Source organism: Deltaproteobacteria bacterium (assembly GCA_016933965.1).
GTDB lineage: Bacteria > Desulfobacterota > Syntrophia > Syntrophales > UBA2210 > JAFGTS01.
On sequence record JAFGTS010000055.1, the window covers coordinates 68,345 to 88,867 of the forward strand.

The window sequence follows — 20,523 nt, forward strand, 5'->3', positions numbered from 1 at the left end:
TCCAATGATACAGTATTATGCTACTGTTTACACCAGCATAAACAATCTATTTAAAAACATACTCTTAACCACGCAACGTCGGGTGATCGAATGACAGACAACGGGAAGAAATCAACGCTCTATCTGATTGACGGCAGCAATTATCTCTACCGGGCCTTCTATGCCATCCGTGAACTTTCCAATTCAAAGGGGTTTCCCACGAACGCGCTCTTTGTGTTCACGAACATGCTCATGAAACTTCTCCGTGATTACGATCCGGAGTACCTTGCCGTCGTGTTCGACTCCCGGGGGCCCACCTTCCGGCATGAAATGTACGAAGACTACAAGGCGAACAGGAAAGCCATGCCCGATGAGCTCAGTATGCAGGTGCCACGCGTCAAGGAGATCATTCAGGCCTTTTCCCTGCCCGTCATCGAGGAAGAGGGGCTTGAAGCGGACGACATTATCGGGGCCCTTTCCAGAACATACCGTGAAAAAGGATACAAGGTCGTCATCATATCCGGTGACAAGGATATGATGCAACTCGTGTCCGATGATGTTCTGATGGTCGATACCATGAAGGATAAAACCTATGATGTTGCGGCGGTCAACGAGCGGTTCGGTGTGGGGCCCGACAAGGTTATCGATATTCTCGGGCTGGCCGGGGATACCTCCGACAATGTTCCCGGTGTTCCCGGTGTCGGGGAAAAGACGGCCCTGGCGCTGATCGAGACTTACGGGTCCCTTGAAGGCGTGCTTGAACACACCGGTTCCATCAAGAAAGCCAAGCTCAGGGAAAATCTGGAAACCTATGCCAAGCAGGCACGGATGAGTCGCGAGCTCGTCACGATCCGCACCGATGCCCATATAGAACGGGACGAGAAGGAGCTGTACCGGGGAGAGCCGGACCGGGAAACACTGCGGAAACTCTTCAAGGAATTTGAATTCATGTCCTTCCTGAAGAACCTGGACGGCGGCGAAGCGACCGCGGAAGGTATATCGAGCCGCGTGATCCTGAAAACTGCGGAATTTCGTGAATTCCTGAAACAGTTGAGCGCGGTGAAGGGTTTTTCATTATACGTTCAGCTTTCCCCGCAGGACGCGATCGAAGGTGATATTGCCGGCATGTCCTTCTGTACGGAGCCGGGAAGTGCCGTATACATACCGGGCGGGTATGGGACGGGGGATAAAGGGGACCATCTTTCCATCGATACGATACTGGCGGGTCTGAAACCGGTTTTTGAGAACGAAGGGATCCGGAAGGAAGGATACGACCTCAAGAGTGTTCTCATATCGCTGTGGAAAAAAGGAATATCCCTGCGTGGTCCCGCCCGTGACCTGATGGTTGCCGCCTACGTGCTCAATCCATCCAAGAGGGATTTTTCCCTCGAGGGCGTCTGCCGTGATTACCTCGATCGCGAATTGACGCCCCTCAAGGACCTGACGGGTAGCGCGTCAAAAGCCGTTTCCTTTACTACCGTTCCAATTGAAAAGGCCGCGTCCTTTGCCTGTGAACGGGCCGGATCCATCGAGCAGCTTTCCGGTGTGCTGATGTCGCAGATCCGGGAGGGTGGATTCGAGGACCTCTTCTCCGGGGTCGAAATGCCGTTGATCCCCGTTCTTGCCTCGATGGAAGAAAAGGGGGTTCTCATAGACGTGAAGCTTCTTCAAGAGATGTCCGAACAGCTCGGACAGCTCATGGCCCTTTCGGAGAAAAAAATATATGAACTTGCCGGGGAAGAGTTCAACATCAATTCTCCCAAGCAGCTGCAGGTGATCCTCTTTGACAAGCTGAAGCTGCCGAAGGGCAGGAAGACGAAAGAGGGGTATTCAACGGATGTCGATGTCCTCACCTTTCTTGCACAGTCCTATGAGCTGCCGGCGGAGATCCTTTCCTACAGGAGTTTCGCGAAACTCCGGTCAACCTATGTCGACGCCCTGCCCACCATGGTGAATCCGAGGACGGGACGAATTCATACATCCTATAACCAGACTGTCACCGCCACGGGCCGGCTGTCGAGCAGTGATCCGAACCTTCAGAACATCCCGATCCGGACCATGGAGGGAAAACGCATACGACAGGCCTTTATCGTTCCCGAGGGTTATGAAATATTGTCGGCCGATTATTCGCAGATAGAACTGCGAATACTGGCACATCTCTCGAAGGACGGCGAATTGATACAGGTCTTTGAGTCGGGGGAGGATATTCATACACGGACGGCGTCCAGGATATTCGGCGTCTTTCCGGAACTGGTGAACAGCGACATGCGTCGACAGGCGAAGGTCATCAATTTCGGCATCATCTATGGAATGAGCCCGTTCGGCCTGGCGAAAGAGCTGGGCATAAGTCAGGCCCTTGCGAAGACATATATTGATGAGTATTTCAACCGTTTTCGGGAGGTACGGAGATATATTGATGAGGTGCTGGAGAAGGCCCGCAGGGATGGATTTGTCACAACGCTTTTCGGGAGGCGTCGATACATCCCCGAAATAAACGGCAGGAACGCCACGGTCCGCCAGTTCGCGGAACGGACCGCCATCAATACGCCGATCCAGGGCACCGCCGCCGATATCATAAAGGTCGCCATGGTGAACATCTGGAACAGGATGCGGCGGGAAGGCCTCACATCATCAATGATCATGCAGGTCCATGACGAGCTCGTTTTCGAAATGCCCCTCGAAGAGAAGAAAGTCCTCACGGACCTTGTAAAAGTAGAAATGGAAGGCGTTATTACCCTTAACGTTCCTCTTCTGGTCAGCATCTATTCCGGGAAGAACTGGGATGAAGCGCATTGATGATGAACCGGATGAGTGAGCGGTGAAATTTTTTTCTTGGAATTTATTGCGAGTCGCTATAGAGTAAATCAATTATGGGGAGTTGAGAACCATGGCTGCCAAAACACTGTATGACATCGTCATGGAAAAACTGAAACGGGGGGAGGTTTCAATCGGTGTCAACAAGGGGTATTCACTGGCCACCTACGCCAAGGTCACGAAAAACCCCCTCGTAAAATTATTCCATTTCATGGCTTACCTTTATACTCACCCCTTTATCATCATCGGTGTTGTCATCGCACTTGTCTACTATGAAAAATATCCCTGGATTTTCTATTATCTTCTGAGCATTTTTTTCCTTCTGCTGATAGAGGGCTTTGTTCATGAAAAGGTGGCCATAACCACCTCTGTCCGGGACAGGCAGACCTTTGACGAGCTTCACCGCCGGGGCGTCATTAAAATCAAGGAAAAACCCAAGGACAGTAGTGACAGCAAGATAAAATACAAGTGAGGGGTCAGCAATTGGCCCACATATACGTTCATTGCCCCTTCTCGTGGGGAAACCCATTCTTGTCGAAATATACATCCTTGAAAGCAAACATGTACGGGTGGCTTTGATCTCGGAAGAACCACTGGTTCAGGTGATTGAACCCGATAGCCCTGTTCATGCCGGCGAAATCAAGCATCCAGCCTTCGTGCCCCCGGGTAAGGAAGTAAGGATTTCTTCCACGGTCCGAAAGAGGGAAGCGGATGACCGCCCGGTCGTCCGTCACGATAACCCGAGCTACGCCAAGGCCTGTTTCCAGTTTTCTTGATTCATTGTCCTGTTGTGCGTCCGTGACGGTCCACCCCTTGAAGAACCGCCGGCTCTCAGGCGTATAGAGCGCAAGGTCGGGGTCTTTGATATGAAGGCGCAGCAGTTTCTGGTACTGCCCGAGCGTCTCAAGGGGGGAGGGCCGGGCGCCGAACTCCGTGGCGAGCACTGAGCGTTCCTTTTCCGGGGCCCCCTTCCCGATCTTAACGGTCGCCTCCGCGCCTGCCCCGCCGGAATAATGGACCGTTTCCGCTGTTTCTCCGGTGCCTGTCCGGTCATACTCATTATCGATGGTGCCGTAAGCTTTTTCCACCAGAAGCTCAGCGGCGGCCTCGATGCCGTTGCCCACTGTTCCCGACTCGAAAAATGGGGTCATCTGCCGGCGTTCGATATACCCGACGAACCCGTCGGGGAAGATCCCTTCCAGATCGTAGCCGATTTCCAGGCGGACCTGACGCCCCGGGGGATCGATCAGGAAAAGGACACCCCGTGCCCCCCGCGTCTTTTTCCCCAGTTCGGAACGATCGAAGATGTCAACCGCCGTTGTGCCGATGTCGGCCGGGCTTTCCTTGAGAATGACGGTCTTGATGTGAATATCCAGGTCTTCAAGAAGTTTTTCGCTCATGCGGGCAATACGGATTTTCTCACCTGCCGTGAGGAGGCCCGCCCGGTCATCGATAAAATCCCCTTCGCTGTTGCCCCTCGTGCATCCCCAACAGAGAAGCGAGCATCCCAGCAGAAAGACTATGAAAATCCGTATTCGCGGCATCATTGACGTTCACCTTGTTTTGTTCGTTCTTTTTACTTGTATATACAGTGAGCCCTTACTCTGACAGCATGGATCCGTTCTTCGGCCTCCCGGATGTCCCCCTCATCTTTCACTGCAGGCGCTGATCCCTTCACATGCGGCCGCCATGCGATCTCGTTGTCTCGGGATTATACCGGTGGCGTTAAAAAATTTCAAAGGGATATACCTGGTGTTGCTCGAATCATGATCCGTCTGTTTTTTCTATAAGGTTCCGGAAAACTGTGTTATCAATACCGGCATTACCGATGGCTTGAAGGGACCGCCCGTGGATATGACAGGTGCGAGAAAAACCGGTGTGCCGATCCTCCTGATCGGCCTTTTGGCGGCATTCATTCTGTGGAGCATGCCCGCGGACACCGAGGCCGCCGGAAAAGGAGAGATTCCTCCGGACCCGGTGAACCTTATCCTGAAAATGCCCCGGCATTTTGAGCCGGTGCAGGACTACACGACCCTTCTCCTGAAACGGGAAGACATGGGAGGGACCTTCGCCCGCGAAACCACCTTCATGAAATTCCGCCGGCCCTTCGATGTGTACATGAAGTGGACCGAGGCCCCTCACAAGGGCCGTGAGCTGCTCTTTCGAAAAGGGGTGAATGACGACAAGCTGCTTGTTCATGAAGGAGGATTCCTTGGCCTTGTGAATGTCTCCCTCGATCCCCTCGGCTCGATGGCGATGAAGGATAATCATCATCCTGTGAGCGATGTCGGTATCGGTTCGTTGACTGAGCAGGTTGTGGAAGGACTGAAGAGGGGGCTTGAGCGAGGGGACGTAACCGTTACCTATGGCGGTACGGTAGGGCTTGAAGAGCGGGAAGCACATGTCTGTAAGGTGCAATTTCCTGAAAAACGGGAGGGCTTCGTCGTCATTGCCGGGAAGGGTGATACTCTCTGGGACATCGCGGCCATGACCGGTCGGGACATGCGTGTCATTCTTCTATCCAATGACGGCATCGATGATTCCGGTGACATCAGGGAAGGACAGGAGGTCTTTGTTCCCTTTCATTACTGCCGGAGATACGTTATCTATATCGATATCCAGTGGGGAATTCCTCTCAGGATCGATATCTACGATTGGGAAAACCGCCTCTATGAATCATATTATTATTCCCGGCTGTGCATCAATACTGGTCTCGGCGACGTGGATTTCGATCCGGACAACGAGGAATACGATTTCTGAACGGGCTGTACGGAAAAGTACCAGGACACATACCGTTGAGGAGGGAACACCATGTCCATACGACCCGGATGGTGGATGACGCTTCAGGCGACGTTCTATCCCCTTATTCGAAAGCTCCTCAGAGAAACGCAGACCACCCGGGCTGGCAAGCTCGCCGCATATTTCAGCGTTCCCCTTCTCAGTGGGAAAAATTTCAACATTACCTATTTGCCGATCAACCGGGATGTTTCAGGAGATGGCCATTCCTTTGTTCCGGAGATCGTGCTCGAAGAGGTCATCCGAAACTCCTCGCACCGGGCGATCATCAGGCGCTGTACCTGCCGGGATGGCAACCGCTGTGAGAATCATTCCGTGGAACTCGGCTGCCTCCTGCTCGGTGAAGGCGCACACGAGATCGATGAAGGGGTCAGCAGGCATGTCAGCGTCGAGGAGGCGCTGGCGCACATGAGAACATGCATTGACAACGGTTTGATACCCTTTGTGGGACGGTTCCGGGCGGATAATATCATATGGGGCGTTCGGGACCGCGGCCGGCTCCTCACTATCTGCTTCTGCTGCCGCTGCTGCTGCATCATTCTGAATTCCGTAAAATATCTTCCGGCCGTTTCTCAGGACGGGCTCATCAGGCTCAAGGGATTGGAGATCCTGACGGACCCCGGCATGTGTACCGGGTGCGGCATCTGTATAGATGAATGCTTCATGGATGCGCGAGCGCTTGATCAGCAGGGGATGGTAACGCACGATGCGTCTCTGTGCAAAGGGTGCGGCCGATGTATCACGGTGTGTCCCGAAAAAGCGGTGACGGCGTCCGTGAGTGACGTACAGGAAGCCGCTGCCGAAGTATGGGGCCGGATCGAGGGGCTCATCGATTACCGCTGACCGTATCCGCTGCCGGTAACCGTCGGTTTGTCACCATTCCGCTTACTTGTAGCCGGTAAAATCGACGCCGCGCCGGCGACCCCGTTCCTCGAACCATTCCTCTTCCGTCACCGGCGGGGGCGTCAGCTTATCCGGCTCTTTCCTGACGAACCGGATCGCTTCCGTCGGGCAGGTACTGATGCACAGTCCGCAGCCGATGCAGCGTTCCGGGATGACCCGGTATTCACCGTTCACTTCTTCGATCGCTTTGACCTGGCACCGTTCATCGGCACAAATACCGCAACCGCTGCACCGGTCGGCATCGATCTGCGCGCAGTAATGCGAATTGACGACGGATGACGCCGGAATGCCGAGTTCCATTATGGACCGCAGCACGCCGCAACAGCAACCGCAGCAGTTGCAGATGAATATCTGACCGTTCTGGATATTGCCGGTAAGATGGACCAGCCCCGCTTCCTCGCATTGTCTCAGAAGTTCATATGCTTCGTCCCTCGTGATAACGCGGCCCAGGGGGCTGTCGTCGAAGATGCCGGGGACGGGCGCGATGGCGAGACACACTTCGAGAGGACGACTGCAGGGATTACCCAGAAGCCCCTGTTCCTTCTTGCAGATGCATTCATTCACCAGGAACGACTGGCCCTGCTCGATCAGGGTCGATACTTTTTCATAGGGCAACGCCTGGTGCTGCAGGAATATTTCTTCCTCAACGGGCAGGACCTGCATCAACTGGGGGGTATGTTCGAAGAACTGCCGGGCGAAGGTCGGTGCGTATTCCTCCATCAGTTCGGCGAATTCCCGATCAATGCGGCCGAGCTGGAATTCGTATATCCCGAATATCCAGGGCATCATTTTGAAATAGCGGGTTTCCCCGAACTGCAGAGCAAAGAGCTGGCCGGCTTCCCCCATGGATATGAGCAGCTCCTCGAGACCCTCGAGCGGCCGTCCGGTCCGCCGCGCCACATCCTCCGCCGTTTCGAAGGTCAACCTCATGTCACAGAAGAGGGCCGCCTGCTCCGGAGTAAAGACCTTCTTCAGCAGTTTGATCTCAACACCGCTTTCCGTTGCCGGGAATCCGTTGGGAAGGGTATCGAGTACCTTTGCAACGTTCAGGTAGATCTCATCGCTCATGATCGCATCACCTGGCCCTATACTCCAGGGTGTGTGTCAGGGATATCTCTATGTTCTCCATGAAATAGGCAAAAAATTCCTCGGCGCTCATCTGATAGGTTTCCTCAAAAAACACATTGCGCATTGAAACGGTCTGCAGGACACCGAGCATCTGAGCCCAGAGAAGGATCATGAGGTGCTGTGGTTTGTGGGAGGTTTTAATGGAGCCATCGGTAATGCCCTGCTTGATCGTGGAGAGGAAGATATCGATCGTGGCGTCGTTCACTTTCTGGCACTCGGCCATGAAGAAACCGTCCGTTTCCGGATCCATCGTCCTGCCGTATGCGTAATTCCGCGTGAAGAATTTTACGATGAGTTCAATGTACGCGGCATTTTCCTGAAAGAACTGGTAATAGGCCGTTGCCAGCGAGCGAAGGCACTCGAGTCCGATGTTATCCGTGATGAGAGCCTTGTCAACGGCATTGTATATCATGTTCAGCTTTCGCAGGACCACGGCGGCGATCAGGTCTTCCTTGTTCTTGAAATAGAGATAGAGAGTCTGCTTTGTGTAGCCGGCCGCCCGGGCGATCCGTTCCATCGTGGTCTGCTCCACGCCCTGCGATAGAAAGAGTTTTTCAGCTATATCGATTATTCGGTCCTGCCGCTGCCGGCGTTCCCATGTCTTACGGTCTTCGATTTCCATTTTCTGCGAGCTCCATTCGTCCCTTGTTTTCAAAGCGGGAAGGCCGGTCATTTTGATGTGCCATGGTGACGGCATCATAACAGACCACTCCGTTTTTGAGAAGTCATTTCATTCGTACCATTCGAAGGCTGTCGCCGTGTTCAATATTTCAGTTGACAGCAATGAAGTTTATCGCTATGTGTGACCATAGTCAAATGTAATTTACATGAATAAAATCAATGTTAAGTACTGTAATACTTCGGTGATGTTGATGGAATTTCGATACAAAGGGTAAGGCGCGGGACATGACGAAAGGAGGCCCCCTGGATGGCTGATTATGACGTGGTTGTTATCGGTGCCGGGTGTGGCGGCATGAGCGTGGCCGCTCAGTTGGCACACCAGGGACGTAAAACGCTTGTCATTGAACAGAGCGGAATCGTCGGCGGATGCTGCTCGACCTTTGAAAAGGGCGGGTACCGGTTTGATCTGGGCGCGTCTCTCATCGAGGACCCCGAAGTGATCAACTGGTGTTTCGAACGGCTCGGGACCACTCTTTATCAGGAAGTCGACCTGGTAAGCTGCGACCCCGTCTATGATGTCATTCTCAAGGATGGAACAAAGATCCGGTATCCCATTTCCAGTGAAGAGTCGGCGAAAAATATCGGCAAGGTCTCACCGGGCGATGTAAAAGGATGGCACGAATATGCGGAATACATGCAGGGATTCCTGGATGCGGCACTGGACGGGTTTTTCACGGCTCCGGCGAACACCACCGGCGACGTGATCGAGCTGTTTCGAAAGACCCCGCGGTTACTCAAGTATGGTAGTCTGTTCATCAGCAGTTACCAGGACGTGATCGAACGGTTCTTCAAGGATCCCCGGATCAGGGAGTCGGTCGCATTTCAGAGCTTTTACGGCGGCCTGCCGCCGGATACCTGCCCGGGATATATCGCAATGGTCCCCTGGTCCGAGCACGCCGGTATCTTTTACAGCAAGGGTGGCATGATAGGGATTCCCAATGCCCTGAGACGATGCGGTGAAAAAGCCGGGATGGAGATGATGCTGAAGCAGCGGGTGAAACGGGTCATTGTGCGGGACCGCCGTGCCATGGGTGTCGAGCTTGATGACGGTACGGAGATCACCGCCGATGTGGTGGTGTCGGATATCAATTCAAAGCTTCTCTATCTTGAAATGATAGGGGAGGAGCATCTGCCCTGGCTGGCACGGGTTGGCATCAAGAGCTATGAATACTCCATGGCCACGCCTATGATGTACCTGGGGGTGGACTATACACCACCGCTTGACGGGCACCATACCCTCGTAACACGCCCCGTTGAGGAATTGAATGATTTCTGGTGGAACACCTACAAACAGGACCGGTATCCTGAAGAACACTTCGGCATCATCAGCTGGCCGTCCCATTCCGATCCGGGCCTGGCCGATAAGGACGGACATCATGTCATCGTGCTCACTCTGGAGCCGGCACCCTACCGTCTCAAAGGTTCAAGCTGGGATGCGTATAAACCGGCGCTCACGGAACAACTGATCACCTATATGTCGGAACGGTACATTCCCGGTCTGGCCGATCATGTGCAGGTGGCGGAACTGTCAACGCCGGTAGATTTCGAGCGCCGACTGCTTTCCCCTGAGGGGGCCATTTACGCGCTCCGTCAGGACCTGACCTGCGGTGTCACGTTCCGTCCCGCAGCCAGATCCAAGAGTATCAAAGGGCTTTACCTGGTGGGTGCGTCCACGCACCCGGGCGGCGGCGTCCCCACAACGATCGCCTCGGGTATGATCGCGGCGGATCTGATCCGGAAATACGAGTGAAAAAGGAGGAGGGCCATGAAGGTATTTCTATTTGTTGTGCTGGTCCTGGCGGCGATCGGATACCTCGCCGTCCGGACAATGAGCCCGTCGAAACGGCGTTTTCTGAAGGAACTGGCACGCCAGATTCCCTATCTGATCCCCCGGTATTTCGTGTGAACCGAAAAGGAAAAAGAGGAAAAGGGGTCAGGTCTTGCAATATAAGATTTGGTGTCCTATGGGTAACTTCACACCATCACCTGAATGGTTAAAATGGTGTTTTTTGTTATATTGCAAGACCTGACCCCATAACACATAACAGAAAGAAAAAGGCCGGAAGAACATCTTCCGGCCTTTCGTTTTACCTGCGACCAACGATGGTCCTCTTAATCTTCATCGTCGTAATATTTTCCCGCTTCCAGAGACTCCGGCGGGACCTCCGCTTCAATGGAACGATTGACTCCCCGTGCCAGGAGCGAAGCGATGATGAAGAGCAGTATCATGGCGATGACAAGGATCAGAACGATTGTTGCCATCCAGGCGTTCGCCTCTTTCTCGATCTTGTCGGAGGCGATCCTGGCCTGCTCGTTGTACTTGTCAACATCGACACCCAGGGCTACCCAGCCGAACCCCGCCGGGGTTGGATACTGCACGGAATAATAGGGTACCGGTGCGTAGGCCACAACTTTTGTGTGTCCAGCGAACTTGTAAACCTTGACACCCGAATTGCCGGCAGCAGCGTCCTGCGCCACCTGGGGCAATGCGGCATCAATATCACCGAGCAGATTGAGATTCAGGACCTCTTCGCCTTTCTTGGACAGTTCCGCGGCTGTATCACCCGTGAAAGGCGGAACAGGGGTTCCGTCCTCGCGGAGTCCCGCGATGTGGTAATCGTTGGGATGGGAGATAACATATCCCCGGTTGTCCACCATATAGGCGTAGTTTCCCGTTGAAGCATCGGCTTCCAGTACATGGCCGGTCTGTGTCGGTATAATGGTATCGGTCATGGCAGCCAGATGCCGTACATCGAGAGCAAGGGTGATCATACCTGTAAATCCCTGCTTATCGAAAAGCGGTGTCGCAAAACGAACAATACCTTCAAACCGTTTGCCGCTCTCGAACTCGGACCTGTTGACATACAAGCCGGTAACCGGCGATATGTAAACATCACCCTTGTTGAGGGCTTTGGTTTTCTGGAAATACTCTTCCGTCTTGAAAGTCGTGTTTGCCGGATCGCTGACGTTCACCAGTTCGCTTTTCGGTGAGATTTCCCCACCTGCAATCTTAATGACTTCATTCCCCGCTTCATCAATCAGCGCCATTTCCGTATACAGGGGCTCGAGTATCTTGACGATCTGTCCATCCTGTTTCATCCAGAGGGCCTGTTTGTTGTTTTCGACGAACTCCTTGTATGCTTCCGGTGTCTGCGGCAGGATCGTGGCGATCAAAACGTTCCGCTCGCTTTCCTGCAGGAAGTTCGCGACATTTTCAGCAACCGTCGTGGCCCGTATCAGCATTTCTTGCTGGGATTTCTCATCAAGAACGGAAATTGCCCCCTTCTTGGATACGTCCCCTAATTGAAAAATGCCGTTGGCGATGAGAAATGACATCAATAATAAGGGGATGACGATAAGCAGGAAGAATACTCTCGCAACCGTCAATAACTGCTTACCTTGTTTCGTTTCTGCCATTTCCTTCTCCCCCTAACGTTAGTGTGTTATACGTTTATCTTCGATATTTCGTCTCTTAACCGAAAAGGAAACTCGAATAGGGGTTTGCGTAGAGAAGGACAAGCGAAACAACAAGGGCGTAAATGGCGATCGATTCGGCCATGGCCATACCGACCAGCATGGTCATCATGATCTTTCCCTGAACTCCGGGATTTCTTCCCACTGCGCTACAGGCACCGCTTGCGGCGTTACCGATACCGGCGCCGGCACCGATCGCACCCAGGCCGATTGCCAGACCCGCACCGATCATCGCACCGACAGCAAAGATAACCTTGATATAGGTTCCTTCAGCAGGAAGAGCCTCAGCGGCGAAGACGCTCGATGTGGATACAAACAATGCCGCCGTAGACGTTAGTAAGGCTAATACCCACTTTACTGATTTCCTGAACATGTTTCTCTCCTTTCATCCATAAAGAATAGTTTCTTTCACACGGCGCGGTCAGCGCCTCAGTGTCTTGAGAAAACACTCTCAACAAACCGCGTGTAGTGACTGCAACAGGTATGCCATAAATCCGACGGTCATTCCTTCCAGCGCATAATGCCTTATAATGGTTACCCTATTTTCAGTATTGTCACGCACCGGAAAATGAATGCCGGTCATTCTGTATTTAACGTTTCATTCAAAACGGGCGCTTTCCCGTTGAACGAAAAGTTGAATCGCCTTATACGCGATTCCCTTTTCCACTGTCAATACCATAATGAGATTCATGAGAGCATGGAGGAGCCACCGTGCGGATGCGACATACGAACCGTTTGATATACAGAAACATTTCCGTCAGATTTTCAGAACCGCAGATCACTATCTCATAAAACCAGCGTCTTTACAAATTCCAAGATTAAAGAAATGCGGGGTTCACTTGTTTTGACGCGATGCGTTAAAAGAACCTGCTTGTGCGTATAAAAAAAGCAGTGATTCGAAGAAACCTGTGGTACACATAGTACATGTTCGGTCAGGAGAAGCGAAGATGCTCACAAGAAACGCGGCGGCAAAGGAAGGCGGGATCTTCGAGTCACAGGTCCCGAAATGGGATGAGATCGCTGATGTGGTAATAATAGGCAGTGGATTCGCCGGGCTCACTGCGGCGATCGAGGCGTGTAACGCCGGTGCCTCCGTCCTCATATTGGAAAAGATGAAGGCCCCCGGGGGAAACTCCATCATCAGCGACGGCGGCATTGCCGCGGCGGGTACGCGGATGCAGGAAAAAGCAGGCATCAAGGATTCACCCGAGCTTATGTGCTCTGATATGCTCAAGGCCGGTCTGGGCCTGAACTATCCGGAGCTGGTCCGCGAGGTTGCAGAGCGCTCGAATGAGGTCTTTCAGTGGTCTATCGATTATCTGGGAGTGGAATATCTTGACCGGGTGGATCGGTTCGGGGGGCATTCCGTTCCCCGCTGTTATACGGCGCGAAACGTGACCGGCCTGACGATCATAAAGCGGCAGCTTGCGACAATGAAGCAGCTTGGAATGGAGATACGGACGCAAATGCACCTGCGTAAGTTTATCCGAAATTCCGAAGGCCGGGTGTGCGGCGTTCTCGTTCGCGACGGATATGATCACAGGGATGCGGACAGCGGGTCCGACCGGTATATCCAGGCACGAAAGGCGGTTGTTCTCGCCACGGGTGGTTTCGGCAGTGATGTTGCATTCCGCGTCGCCCAGGACCCCCGCCTGTCCGCGGAGATAGATACGACGAACAAACCCTTCGCCACCGCCGAAGGTTTGAAAGAGGCCATGAAGATAGGGGCCATGCCCGTTCATCTTTCACAGATACAGCTCGGCCCATGGGCCTCTCCCGATGAAAAGGGATTCGGTGTCGGACCCGGCTTTTCGGATTACATCGTATTCCTTTACGGAATAGTGATAGACCCTGGTACGGGTCGCCGGTTCGTGAATGAACTGGCGGACCGCAAAACCCTGTCTGATGCGATACTCAATATCGGCCGGCCCTGCATCGGTATCGCCGACGCACAGGCGGTCGAACGGTCAGGCTGGAGTATAGACCGGTGTCTGAAGAAGGGCGTGGTGAAAGAATTCGATGGATTGCGGGAACTTGCCTCGTTCTATGGTCTTCCTCACAGTGGATTGAAACCTGCGATCGAAGAATACAACGGTTTCGTCGTGAAAGGGCAGGATGAAACGTTCGGCAAACAAATTCTGCCGGATGCGGCAACAATAACGCATCCTCCCTATTATGGGATGCGATTATGGCCCAAGGTGCATCATACGATGGGCGGTGTCCGGATCGATGTCAGAGGTCAGGTCATAGATCTGGATCAAAACCCGGTGAGGGGAGTATACGCGGCCGGCGAGGTCACGGGAGGCATCCATGGTGCCTGCCGTCTCGGCAGTTGTGCCATTACGGACTGCTTTGTCTTCGGGCGCATTGCCGGAAGGAACGCCGCTGCCGAGAGTGCCTGACGTAAGCCCCGGAATGCGGGTTACAAACGATAGGTCGCCCCCGCCTTGAGCACTATTGTTGCAGCAGTAAGTTCTTTTATCATGCGGTCAAGAGCGTGGTCACAGGTGTCATGTCCTGAAAGATACACTTCCTCAGGGCCGGCGTCATTGATGGCGGCAATGGTGCGGCTCAGATCCTCATCGGTGATCCGCTGCCACGGGGGTTTGCCCGTACCGAAGAGCATCTGGATCTTGATGCCGGCACGGTTGCCTCTCCCCTCAGTAACAGGGAAATGGAGCCCTCCGCCGACCGCATGGAGCGGTTCATCGGACAGACGGGAGACCATTTCCAGAATAACCTCTATGGTCGGATGACCGCAGCCGGTAAAGACAATCAGACCCTTTCCCTTGACACGTGCCACCAGCGCCTGTTCCTCCGTGTGACCGAGCATGAAAAGCCTCCTGGCCAGGGGGCCGGTGGACGCAATACCAGCGGCAAGGAGTTGCGGTCTTTCGATGAGCCGGGCGTCGAATCCCTCAGCCGTGGCCATATCGGGAAGGAAACAGGGTATGTGCCGCGTCGGAAGCAGTTTTTCCGGTACCGTTACTTTCAAGGAACGCTGAGCGGAAATACCTCCCATGTGATCACAGTGGAGATGTGAGATCGTCAGGGCATCGACCTGGTCAAGATGAAAACCGAGCTTTTCGGCGTTATGAACAAAGGCCGGCCGATCAGGGCCGAAGCCGATATCGAAGAGCATCGAACCCAGATTGTTCTTAAAGAGGTAGGAAACGCCGGCATCTCCTAAAAACCCTTGTTCCCTTTTCCACTCCACCAGAACTGTCAGCTCGAGAAAATCAAGTTCAGGCAGCTCAAGTGGCTCGGCCCGGTCTATTCGTTGTCTGTTCAGCCCCGCGACTTCTTCACGTCCCTTCTGAAATCGCCGGTTCCTGACAAGCAACAGGGGAAGTGTGACCGGAGAAGTGATGGCCAGAAACGGCCACCATGCAGGTGATATACGATATGGCATTCACGAACCTCCCATAAAATTAAGTCGGCCTCACTCGCCAAAATTAATGACCACGTACGAAGTCGTCAAAATTAATTTCTGAAACCGAGCGTTCTCCGGGAGCGCAAGATAAGATTAATCAATGGCACATCTGCAGGTATAGGTAATCAAGGATATCCCCTCAAAGTAATTTGGTCAATGATTTCCTTTTGTCCGGTTGTAACTGCCCGCACCTTGTTGACAGACCGTTCCATGACGGCCATCTTTCAAATGGGAATACGGCACGATCCGTTTTGGGGAGGCCTTTGAACACTGCTTTGTGCGGTGCGGGTCGTGGTTTTCCAATGATTTTTTACATTTTTATTGAATTATTAATAAGGTCTGTAGTATTCGTCGCTTATGACATTCCGGATTGATTTTTGTCCCTGATCGAAAGATCACATCACGCGAGAGGGTTCAGAATGCAGGAGATATTGACAGTTGCGACGTACCTCGTCATGTGGCTCATCTGCAAGTGGGTGCTGAATATAGAGAGTGGGTTGATTACACTGATCATCTCCCTTGGCGCGGCCGTCGGCGTTTATTTCCTTATCGCCTTCAAGGAGTATGAGGAAAAGAAAAAACGCGACAATGAGGAATGACGGTGCATTCCGCGGGAATACGAGCCGTTTCAGTCAAGAGAGAATCAAGCCGGATCAGAGAATGAATCGGTATTTTAAAAGCAAAAAGGGAATTTCAATCTGGATAACCACATCGGTTATCATCCTGCTTATCATCCTTCTGGCCCTTACCGTCAATCATGCCAGGGAAAAAGCGATCATCGAACAGTTCAGCCGTCAGCAGGCGACCATTGCGGCCGGGGCGGCCGCCGGCATAGAGGACATGGTAGCCGGCATCGAACGGATCATCGTGATCCTTTCCAAATTGCCGACGGTGGAACAGATCGAATGCGAGGAAACGATCCGGAGCATTCAGACCGCCTATGATGACCTGGATGGGAAGGTCGAATTCATCGTTCGGCTCGACGGGAACGGCGATATTTCCTGCGGGTATCCTCCTGCTTTCATCGATGTCGCAGCATTTGAAAACTTCAGCGGCCATCCATTCTTTGCAAACATCCGTGAATCCCGGGAATTTTATGTTGGTGAGTTCTCGCTGTCGGGCGCAGCGGGCATGCTTCCCGAGTGGGGATCCGTCCCGATGACGGCGATCGCCGTTCCCTCCGTGGACCGAAACGGAGAATTCGTCGGGGCAACGCTGGCCGCGCTTTCACTGAAAACGATAGTCAAGCGGTACGTGGCACCGGCGGCGGAAAAGGGCGTGTACGATTTCTGGATCGTCGACGGGGCGGGAACGATCATTTTTCATTCAAACCCGGTGTTGGTCGGCAAGAACGTCGAAAATATTTCAACTCTCAGGGAGCCTGTTTTCGAGGAAATCGCGGGGGGAACCGGATTGGGATACGGCGGGTACGTTGTGAGCAAGGGCATGGGGGATATACGACGCAGCATCGTCGCCTATGCACCGATGCGCATAGGTTCCCTGCAGTGGTCTTTTGTCATGGTCACCCCCTATAAGGCAGTCATAGCCATCGTGAGGAAGGCGTTCATCAATATCATGCTCGGCGCAGCCGGGCTCATTGTCGTCGTGATCATAACCGGGACCACCATCGCGCGGGCCGGCGCCAGGCGGCTCCGTCTTCACGAGGAATTGAAGCGTCTTCAGGAACGGGAGGAGTGGCAGGGCAAGCTCCTGAGAGAGAAGAAGACCGTGGAAGGGATCATTGAAGGGTCCCCGGTCCCCACCTTTGTTATCGACAAGGAACATCGGGTCATACTGTGGAACAGGGCCTGCGCCGAACTGACCGGATCGAGCGCCCGGGACATGATCGGGACGGACCGGCACTATATTCCCTTTTACCGTGAGAAAAGGCCGCTTATCGCCGATATTATCGTCGATTATGACCACGAAGTGCTGCAGAAGTACTACGGTGCGAAGAAGATCGTACAATCCGATATTGTTGAAGGTGCTTACGAGGCAAAGGATTATTTTGAAAATCTCAATGGAAAGGACCGGTATCTCTATTTCCTCGCCGCCCCGATCTATGATGAGAAGGGAGAGGTGACGGCGGCGATCGAGAGTATTCAGGATATCTCATATGAAGAGGAGATGGCCCGGAACCTTCGCGAGTTTGCCGACAGTATTGAAAGAGAGAAGAAGACCGTGGAAGGAATCGTCGAGGGATCGCCGATCCCGACCTTTGTCATCGACAAGCACCATACCATTATCTTCTGGAACAAGGCCTGTGCCGAACTGACAGGGTATGACGCCGCGCAGATGATCGGCACCGGCAAACATTACCTTCCTTTTTACCGCGAAAAGAGACCGGTCATCGCCGATTTCATCATCGACGGGAACGTCGCCGGACTGGATCAGTATTACGGTTCCAAGAAAGTACGGAAATCAGAGGTGGTCCGGGGGGCCTACGAGGCACGGGACTTCTTTGCCAACCTGGGAGGCAGGGACCGGCATCTCTATTTTCTGGCGGCGCCCATATACGATGACAAGGGGAACATTACCGCCGCCGTTGAAACATTGCAGGATATTTCCCGGGAAAAGGAAATGTCGGAGCATCTTCGCGAGTATGCGGACAACCTCCAGAAGGAGCTCAAGGAGAACATAAAGCTCAGGAAGGAGATCGAAGAGCTCTATAATTATCTCCAATCCATCATCGACAGCCTGCCCGACAAGATTTTCGACCTGAGCGGTGAGGGGATTATCAACTTTGTGAGCAGAGACATTAAGCGCGACGGAGGGATATCGAAAGAGATCAAGGGGATGCATTTTACGGAATTCGTCGATCCCCAGCACCGGGATTACGTCATAACAAAATGGAACGATGCCAAGAATGGAATATTCAAACCCTATGAGCTTGAAGTGACGGCCCGCGACGGGACGCGGCGGGACCTGCTCATTTCACCCCGCCCCGTAAAGGGAACGGACCGGTATGTTCTCGTTCAGCGAGATATCACAGAGCTGAAAGATCTTGAAAAGAAGTATTATGAAAGCCAGAAACTGGCGGCGGTGGGACAGCTATCCGCCGGCATTGCCCATGAAGTAAGGAATCCCCTCTCATCGATCAAGATGAGCCTTCAGATCCTCGAAAAACGTATGAATCCGCAGGGCAACGACATGAAGCGGTTCCGGATCGCTCAGAGGGAAGTTGAGCACCTGGAAAAACTGGTCAATGATGTGCTCGTTTTCGCCAGGCCCGCGGAACCCAGGAAAGAGTTGTCCGATGTCAGGGGGATCATGGAGCATGCTCTCGCGATGGTGGAAAAGGCCCTGACGGATAAAAGGATCAAACTGCACCAGCGATACGATGACGGGATTCCTCTCATGAACGTTGATCCGGCAATGATGGAACAGGCGCTCATCAACCTGTACCACAACGCTGTTGACGCCATGGAGGAAAACGGAAAACTTCTCATATCGGCCAAAATGAGCGGTAAGAACAGAAACAGGCTGAAGATCGAAATAGAAGATAACGGGTGCGGTATCGACGAGGCCGATCTGCCGCACCTGTTCAACCCCTTCTTTACGAAGAAAAAATACGGGACCGGGCTGGGACTTTCCCAGGTCAGTAAAATTATTGATCAGCATCAGGGGACGACGGAAATCCTGAGCAAGAAAGGGGAGGGCACCAGATTCATAATCACGCTTCCGATTGAGGGGAGCGGTGGGGCCTCCGCTAACAATTCCGATGACGCACAAGGGCCATCGTAATTGGTGAGGACAGGAGCCATGTCAAAAATTCTCGTTATTGATGATGACAGTTCGATCTGTGAAACGCTCGAACTCTACCTGACGGAAGAGGGGTACGACGTAACCACCGCCGCAACCGGCACGGACGGTCTGAACCGTTTTGTCGAGACCGGACCGGATGTGGTTGTTCTCGATATCAGGTTGCCCGATATAGACGGTTACACCGTCCTGGAAGACCTGAAGGAAGAGGATGAAAATGTGAAGGTGATCATGATCACGGCGCACCACGATATGGAGTCCACCATCAAGGCCATGAAGGGAGGGGCCTTTGATTACATTCACAAACCCATTGATGTGGATGAGCTTGATATCGCCATCAAGAAGGCGCTGAACAGCCTCGACATGGAAAAGAAGATCGACGGTCTTCTTGTTGACCCGTCCCGGGATTTCAAAGTAGGTGACATTATCGGTACCGGACCGAAGATGCGGGAGATATTCAAGACCGTCGGCGTCGTTTCTCAGAGCAAGACGACCGTTCTCATCCAGGGGGAAAGCGGCACCGGAAAGGAACTGATCGCGAAGGTCATTCATAACAATACGGCCCGCAGTGAACCTTATATCGCGGTCAATTGCTCGGCCATCGTGGAGACCCTTCTTGAATCGGAACTGTTCGGTCACGAAAAGGGTTCTTTCACGGGAGCGATCAGCCGGAAACTGGGAAAGTTCGAACTGGCCAGGCATGGTACGGTCTTTCTTGACGAGATCAGTGAAATGTCGGTCAATCTCCAGGCGAAGCTGCTGAGAGTCCTTCAGGAGATGGAATTTGAGCGTGTCGGCGGCAAGGACCGCGTGAAGGTCAACGCCCGGATCATCACAGCCACGAACAAGGACCTTCTTTCCCTGGTAAAGGATGGGAAATTCCGGGATGACCTTTACTACCGTTTGAACATCGTTTCGATCAGAATACCGCCCTTGAGGGAGCGGCGGGAGGACCTGGTGCCTCTGATAAACTATCTGCTTGCCAAGATAAACCGGGAGCTTCATAAAAAGATCGCCGGTGTTTCCGATGAAATGATGGAAACATTCAATCGCTACCCGTGGCCCGGAAATATCCGCGAGCTTGAGAACCTGCTGGTCCGGGCTTCCGTCATAGCCAGGGGACACATTCTCACCAGGGCGGACTTCCCCGAGTTGATGCCCGATCCTGATTCCGGGGAGAGTGGTGAGGCCCTTTCCGGGGACGATGCCCGCGACAGAGAGGGCCGTTACCTGACCCTTGACGAAGTCGAAGAGCGTCACATTCGAAAGGTTATCAAGGAAACCGACAAGAACAAGGGGGAGATCTGCGAGATGCTCGGCATTTCACGGCCCACCTTTGAACGGAAACTGGAAAAATACGGGATCGTTTTCGAGCGTGATTAAAAATATTCCTGGTGCCATTCCGGAATCCAGCTTTTTCATATATTTTTCAGTGACGAATCCCTTTTTCGCTGGGCCCGAAACGTTTTTGATACATCTTTGCGGCTTGCTCCGGGCGATCTCAAAACTCGCCTCCGGCTCAAACAGCTGAGATCGCTTATCCTCCGCTTCGC

General features: G+C 53.2%; 17 protein-coding genes. 10 read left to right on the forward strand and 7 right to left on the reverse strand.

Annotated features, from left to right (window positions below):
• The first annotated feature begins 90 nt into the window (after positions 1 to 90).
• Both polA and JXO48_12915 read left to right on the forward strand, forming a co-directional pair.
• Complete coding sequence (polA, locus tag JXO48_12910; protein ID MBN2284780.1) at positions 91 to 2,775, forward strand: DNA polymerase I; 2,685 nt, start codon at positions 91 to 93, stop codon at positions 2,773 to 2,775.
• Between the two features lie 91 nt (positions 2,776 to 2,866).
• The gene (locus JXO48_12915; GenBank protein MBN2284781.1) at positions 2,867 to 3,265 is read left to right on the forward strand and encodes a hypothetical protein; all 399 of its coding nucleotides are present in this window, start codon (positions 2,867 to 2,869) and stop codon (positions 3,263 to 3,265) included.
• 28 nt (positions 3,266 to 3,293) lie between these two features.
• Here the strand turns inward: JXO48_12915 and JXO48_12920 are convergent, their stop codons facing one another.
• Positions 3,294 to 4,340: a TPM domain-containing protein gene (locus tag JXO48_12920; GenBank protein ID MBN2284782.1), complete on the reverse strand. Its 1,047-nt coding sequence runs from the start codon at positions 4,338 to 4,340 to the stop codon at positions 3,294 to 3,296.
• Positions 4,341 to 4,641: 301 nt separating this feature from the next.
• On the opposite strand from JXO48_12920, the gene JXO48_12925 reads away from it, so the two are divergent.
• Together JXO48_12925 and JXO48_12930 are read left to right on the forward strand one after the other, a co-directional pair.
• On the forward strand, positions 4,642 to 5,553 hold the full coding sequence (locus tag JXO48_12925; GenBank protein ID MBN2284783.1) for a DUF1571 domain-containing protein: 912 nt from the start codon (positions 4,642 to 4,644) through the stop codon (positions 5,551 to 5,553).
• A gap of 51 nt (positions 5,554 to 5,604) precedes the next feature.
• Positions 5,605 to 6,432, forward strand: coding sequence for a 4Fe-4S dicluster domain-containing protein (locus JXO48_12930; protein ID MBN2284784.1), 828 nt, complete (start codon positions 5,605 to 5,607; stop codon positions 6,430 to 6,432).
• A gap of 42 nt (positions 6,433 to 6,474) precedes the next feature.
• Here JXO48_12930 and JXO48_12935 read toward each other — a convergent pair whose 3' ends face one another.
• Together JXO48_12935 and JXO48_12940 are read right to left on the reverse strand one after the other, a co-directional pair.
• Positions 6,475 to 7,560 carry a 4Fe-4S binding protein gene (locus JXO48_12935; GenBank protein MBN2284785.1) on the reverse strand — a complete coding sequence of 362 codons (1,086 nt, stop codon included), beginning with the start codon at positions 7,558 to 7,560 and terminating at the stop codon, positions 6,475 to 6,477.
• A 7-nt stretch (positions 7,561 to 7,567) separates the two neighbouring features.
• Positions 7,568 to 8,242, reverse strand: a complete 675-nt coding sequence (locus tag JXO48_12940) for a TetR/AcrR family transcriptional regulator (protein ID MBN2284786.1) — start codon at positions 8,240 to 8,242, stop codon at positions 7,568 to 7,570.
• A gap of 306 nt (positions 8,243 to 8,548) precedes the next feature.
• On the opposite strand from JXO48_12940, the gene JXO48_12945 reads away from it, so the two are divergent.
• Both JXO48_12945 and JXO48_12950 read left to right on the forward strand, forming a co-directional pair.
• Entirely contained in the window at positions 8,549 to 10,051 is a 1,503-nt protein-coding gene (locus JXO48_12945) for an NAD(P)/FAD-dependent oxidoreductase (protein ID MBN2284787.1), read from the forward strand.
• Between the two features lie 15 nt (positions 10,052 to 10,066).
• The gene (locus JXO48_12950; GenBank protein ID MBN2284788.1) at positions 10,067 to 10,207 is read left to right on the forward strand and encodes a hypothetical protein; all 141 of its coding nucleotides are present in this window, start codon (positions 10,067 to 10,069) and stop codon (positions 10,205 to 10,207) included.
• A 206-nt stretch (positions 10,208 to 10,413) separates the two neighbouring features.
• On the opposite strand, the gene JXO48_12955 is transcribed toward JXO48_12950, so the two are convergent.
• Positions 10,414 to 11,718, reverse strand: a complete 1,305-nt coding sequence (locus JXO48_12955; GenBank protein ID MBN2284789.1) for a cache domain-containing protein — start codon at positions 11,716 to 11,718, stop codon at positions 10,414 to 10,416.
• 55 nt (positions 11,719 to 11,773) lie between these two features.
• Positions 11,774 to 12,148, reverse strand: a complete 375-nt coding sequence (atpE, locus tag JXO48_12960) for an ATP synthase F0 subunit C (GenBank protein ID MBN2284790.1) — start codon at positions 12,146 to 12,148, stop codon at positions 11,774 to 11,776.
• A 574-nt stretch (positions 12,149 to 12,722) separates the two neighbouring features.
• Between atpE and JXO48_12965 the strand changes: the two genes are divergently transcribed.
• Positions 12,723 to 14,177: a flavocytochrome c gene (locus JXO48_12965; GenBank protein ID MBN2284791.1), complete on the forward strand. Its 1,455-nt coding sequence runs from the start codon at positions 12,723 to 12,725 to the stop codon at positions 14,175 to 14,177.
• 20 nt (positions 14,178 to 14,197) lie between these two features.
• Here the strand turns inward: JXO48_12965 and JXO48_12970 are convergent, their stop codons facing one another.
• On the reverse strand, positions 14,198 to 15,187 hold the full coding sequence (locus JXO48_12970; GenBank protein ID MBN2284792.1) for an MBL fold metallo-hydrolase: 990 nt from the start codon (positions 15,185 to 15,187) through the stop codon (positions 14,198 to 14,200).
• Positions 15,188 to 15,639: 452 nt separating this feature from the next.
• Between JXO48_12970 and JXO48_12975 the strand changes: the two genes are divergently transcribed.
• The 3 genes from JXO48_12975 (at position 15,640) to JXO48_12985 (ending at position 20,353) form a co-directional block, all read left to right on the forward strand.
• Complete coding sequence (locus JXO48_12975; GenBank protein ID MBN2284793.1) at positions 15,640 to 15,807, forward strand: hypothetical protein; 168 nt, start codon at positions 15,640 to 15,642, stop codon at positions 15,805 to 15,807.
• Positions 15,808 to 15,868: 61 nt separating this feature from the next.
• Positions 15,869 to 18,952: a PAS domain S-box protein gene (locus tag JXO48_12980; protein MBN2284794.1), complete on the forward strand. Its 3,084-nt coding sequence runs from the start codon at positions 15,869 to 15,871 to the stop codon at positions 18,950 to 18,952.
• An 18-nt stretch (positions 18,953 to 18,970) separates the two neighbouring features.
• Complete coding sequence (locus tag JXO48_12985; protein MBN2284795.1) at positions 18,971 to 20,353, forward strand: sigma-54-dependent Fis family transcriptional regulator; 1,383 nt, start codon at positions 18,971 to 18,973, stop codon at positions 20,351 to 20,353.
• Here the strand turns inward: JXO48_12985 and JXO48_12990 are convergent.
• Positions 20,294 to 20,523, reverse strand: a 230-nt coding sequence (locus JXO48_12990; GenBank protein ID MBN2284796.1) for a hypothetical protein, incomplete at its 5' end; no start/stop codon positions are given. The two genes, JXO48_12985 and JXO48_12990, sit on opposite strands and share 60 nt — an antisense overlap.

What these genes read in the sequence shown, in the direction of transcription:
- polA (MBN2284780.1), top strand. Translation starts at nt 91, where the DNA reads ATGACAGACAACGGGAAGAAATCAACGCTCTATCTGATTGACGGCAGC.
- JXO48_12915 (MBN2284781.1), top strand. Translation starts at nt 2,867, where the DNA reads ATGGCTGCCAAAACACTGTATGACATCGTCATGGAAAAACTGAAACGG.
- JXO48_12920 (MBN2284782.1), bottom strand. Translation starts at nt 4,340, where the DNA reads ATGATGCCGCGAATACGGATTTTCATAGTCTTTCTGCTGGGATGCTCG.
- JXO48_12930 (MBN2284784.1), top strand. Translation starts at nt 5,605, where the DNA reads ATGTCCATACGACCCGGATGGTGGATGACGCTTCAGGCGACGTTCTAT.
- JXO48_12935 (MBN2284785.1), bottom strand. Translation starts at nt 7,560, where the DNA reads ATGAGCGATGAGATCTACCTGAACGTTGCAAAGGTACTCGATACCCTT.
- JXO48_12940 (MBN2284786.1), bottom strand. Translation starts at nt 8,242, where the DNA reads ATGGAAATCGAAGACCGTAAGACATGGGAACGCCGGCAGCGGCAGGAC.
- JXO48_12945 (MBN2284787.1), top strand. Translation starts at nt 8,549, where the DNA reads ATGGCTGATTATGACGTGGTTGTTATCGGTGCCGGGTGTGGCGGCATG.
- JXO48_12950 (MBN2284788.1), top strand. Translation starts at nt 10,067, where the DNA reads ATGAAGGTATTTCTATTTGTTGTGCTGGTCCTGGCGGCGATCGGATAC.
- JXO48_12955 (MBN2284789.1), bottom strand. Translation starts at nt 11,718, where the DNA reads ATGGCAGAAACGAAACAAGGTAAGCAGTTATTGACGGTTGCGAGAGTA.
- atpE (MBN2284790.1), bottom strand. Translation starts at nt 12,148, where the DNA reads ATGTTCAGGAAATCAGTAAAGTGGGTATTAGCCTTACTAACGTCTACG.
- JXO48_12965 (MBN2284791.1), top strand. Translation starts at nt 12,723, where the DNA reads ATGCTCACAAGAAACGCGGCGGCAAAGGAAGGCGGGATCTTCGAGTCA.
- JXO48_12970 (MBN2284792.1), bottom strand. Translation starts at nt 15,187, where the DNA reads ATGCCATATCGTATATCACCTGCATGGTGGCCGTTTCTGGCCATCACT.
- JXO48_12980 (MBN2284794.1), top strand. Translation starts at nt 15,869, where the DNA reads ATGAATCGGTATTTTAAAAGCAAAAAGGGAATTTCAATCTGGATAACC.
- JXO48_12985 (MBN2284795.1), top strand. Translation starts at nt 18,971, where the DNA reads ATGTCAAAAATTCTCGTTATTGATGATGACAGTTCGATCTGTGAAACG.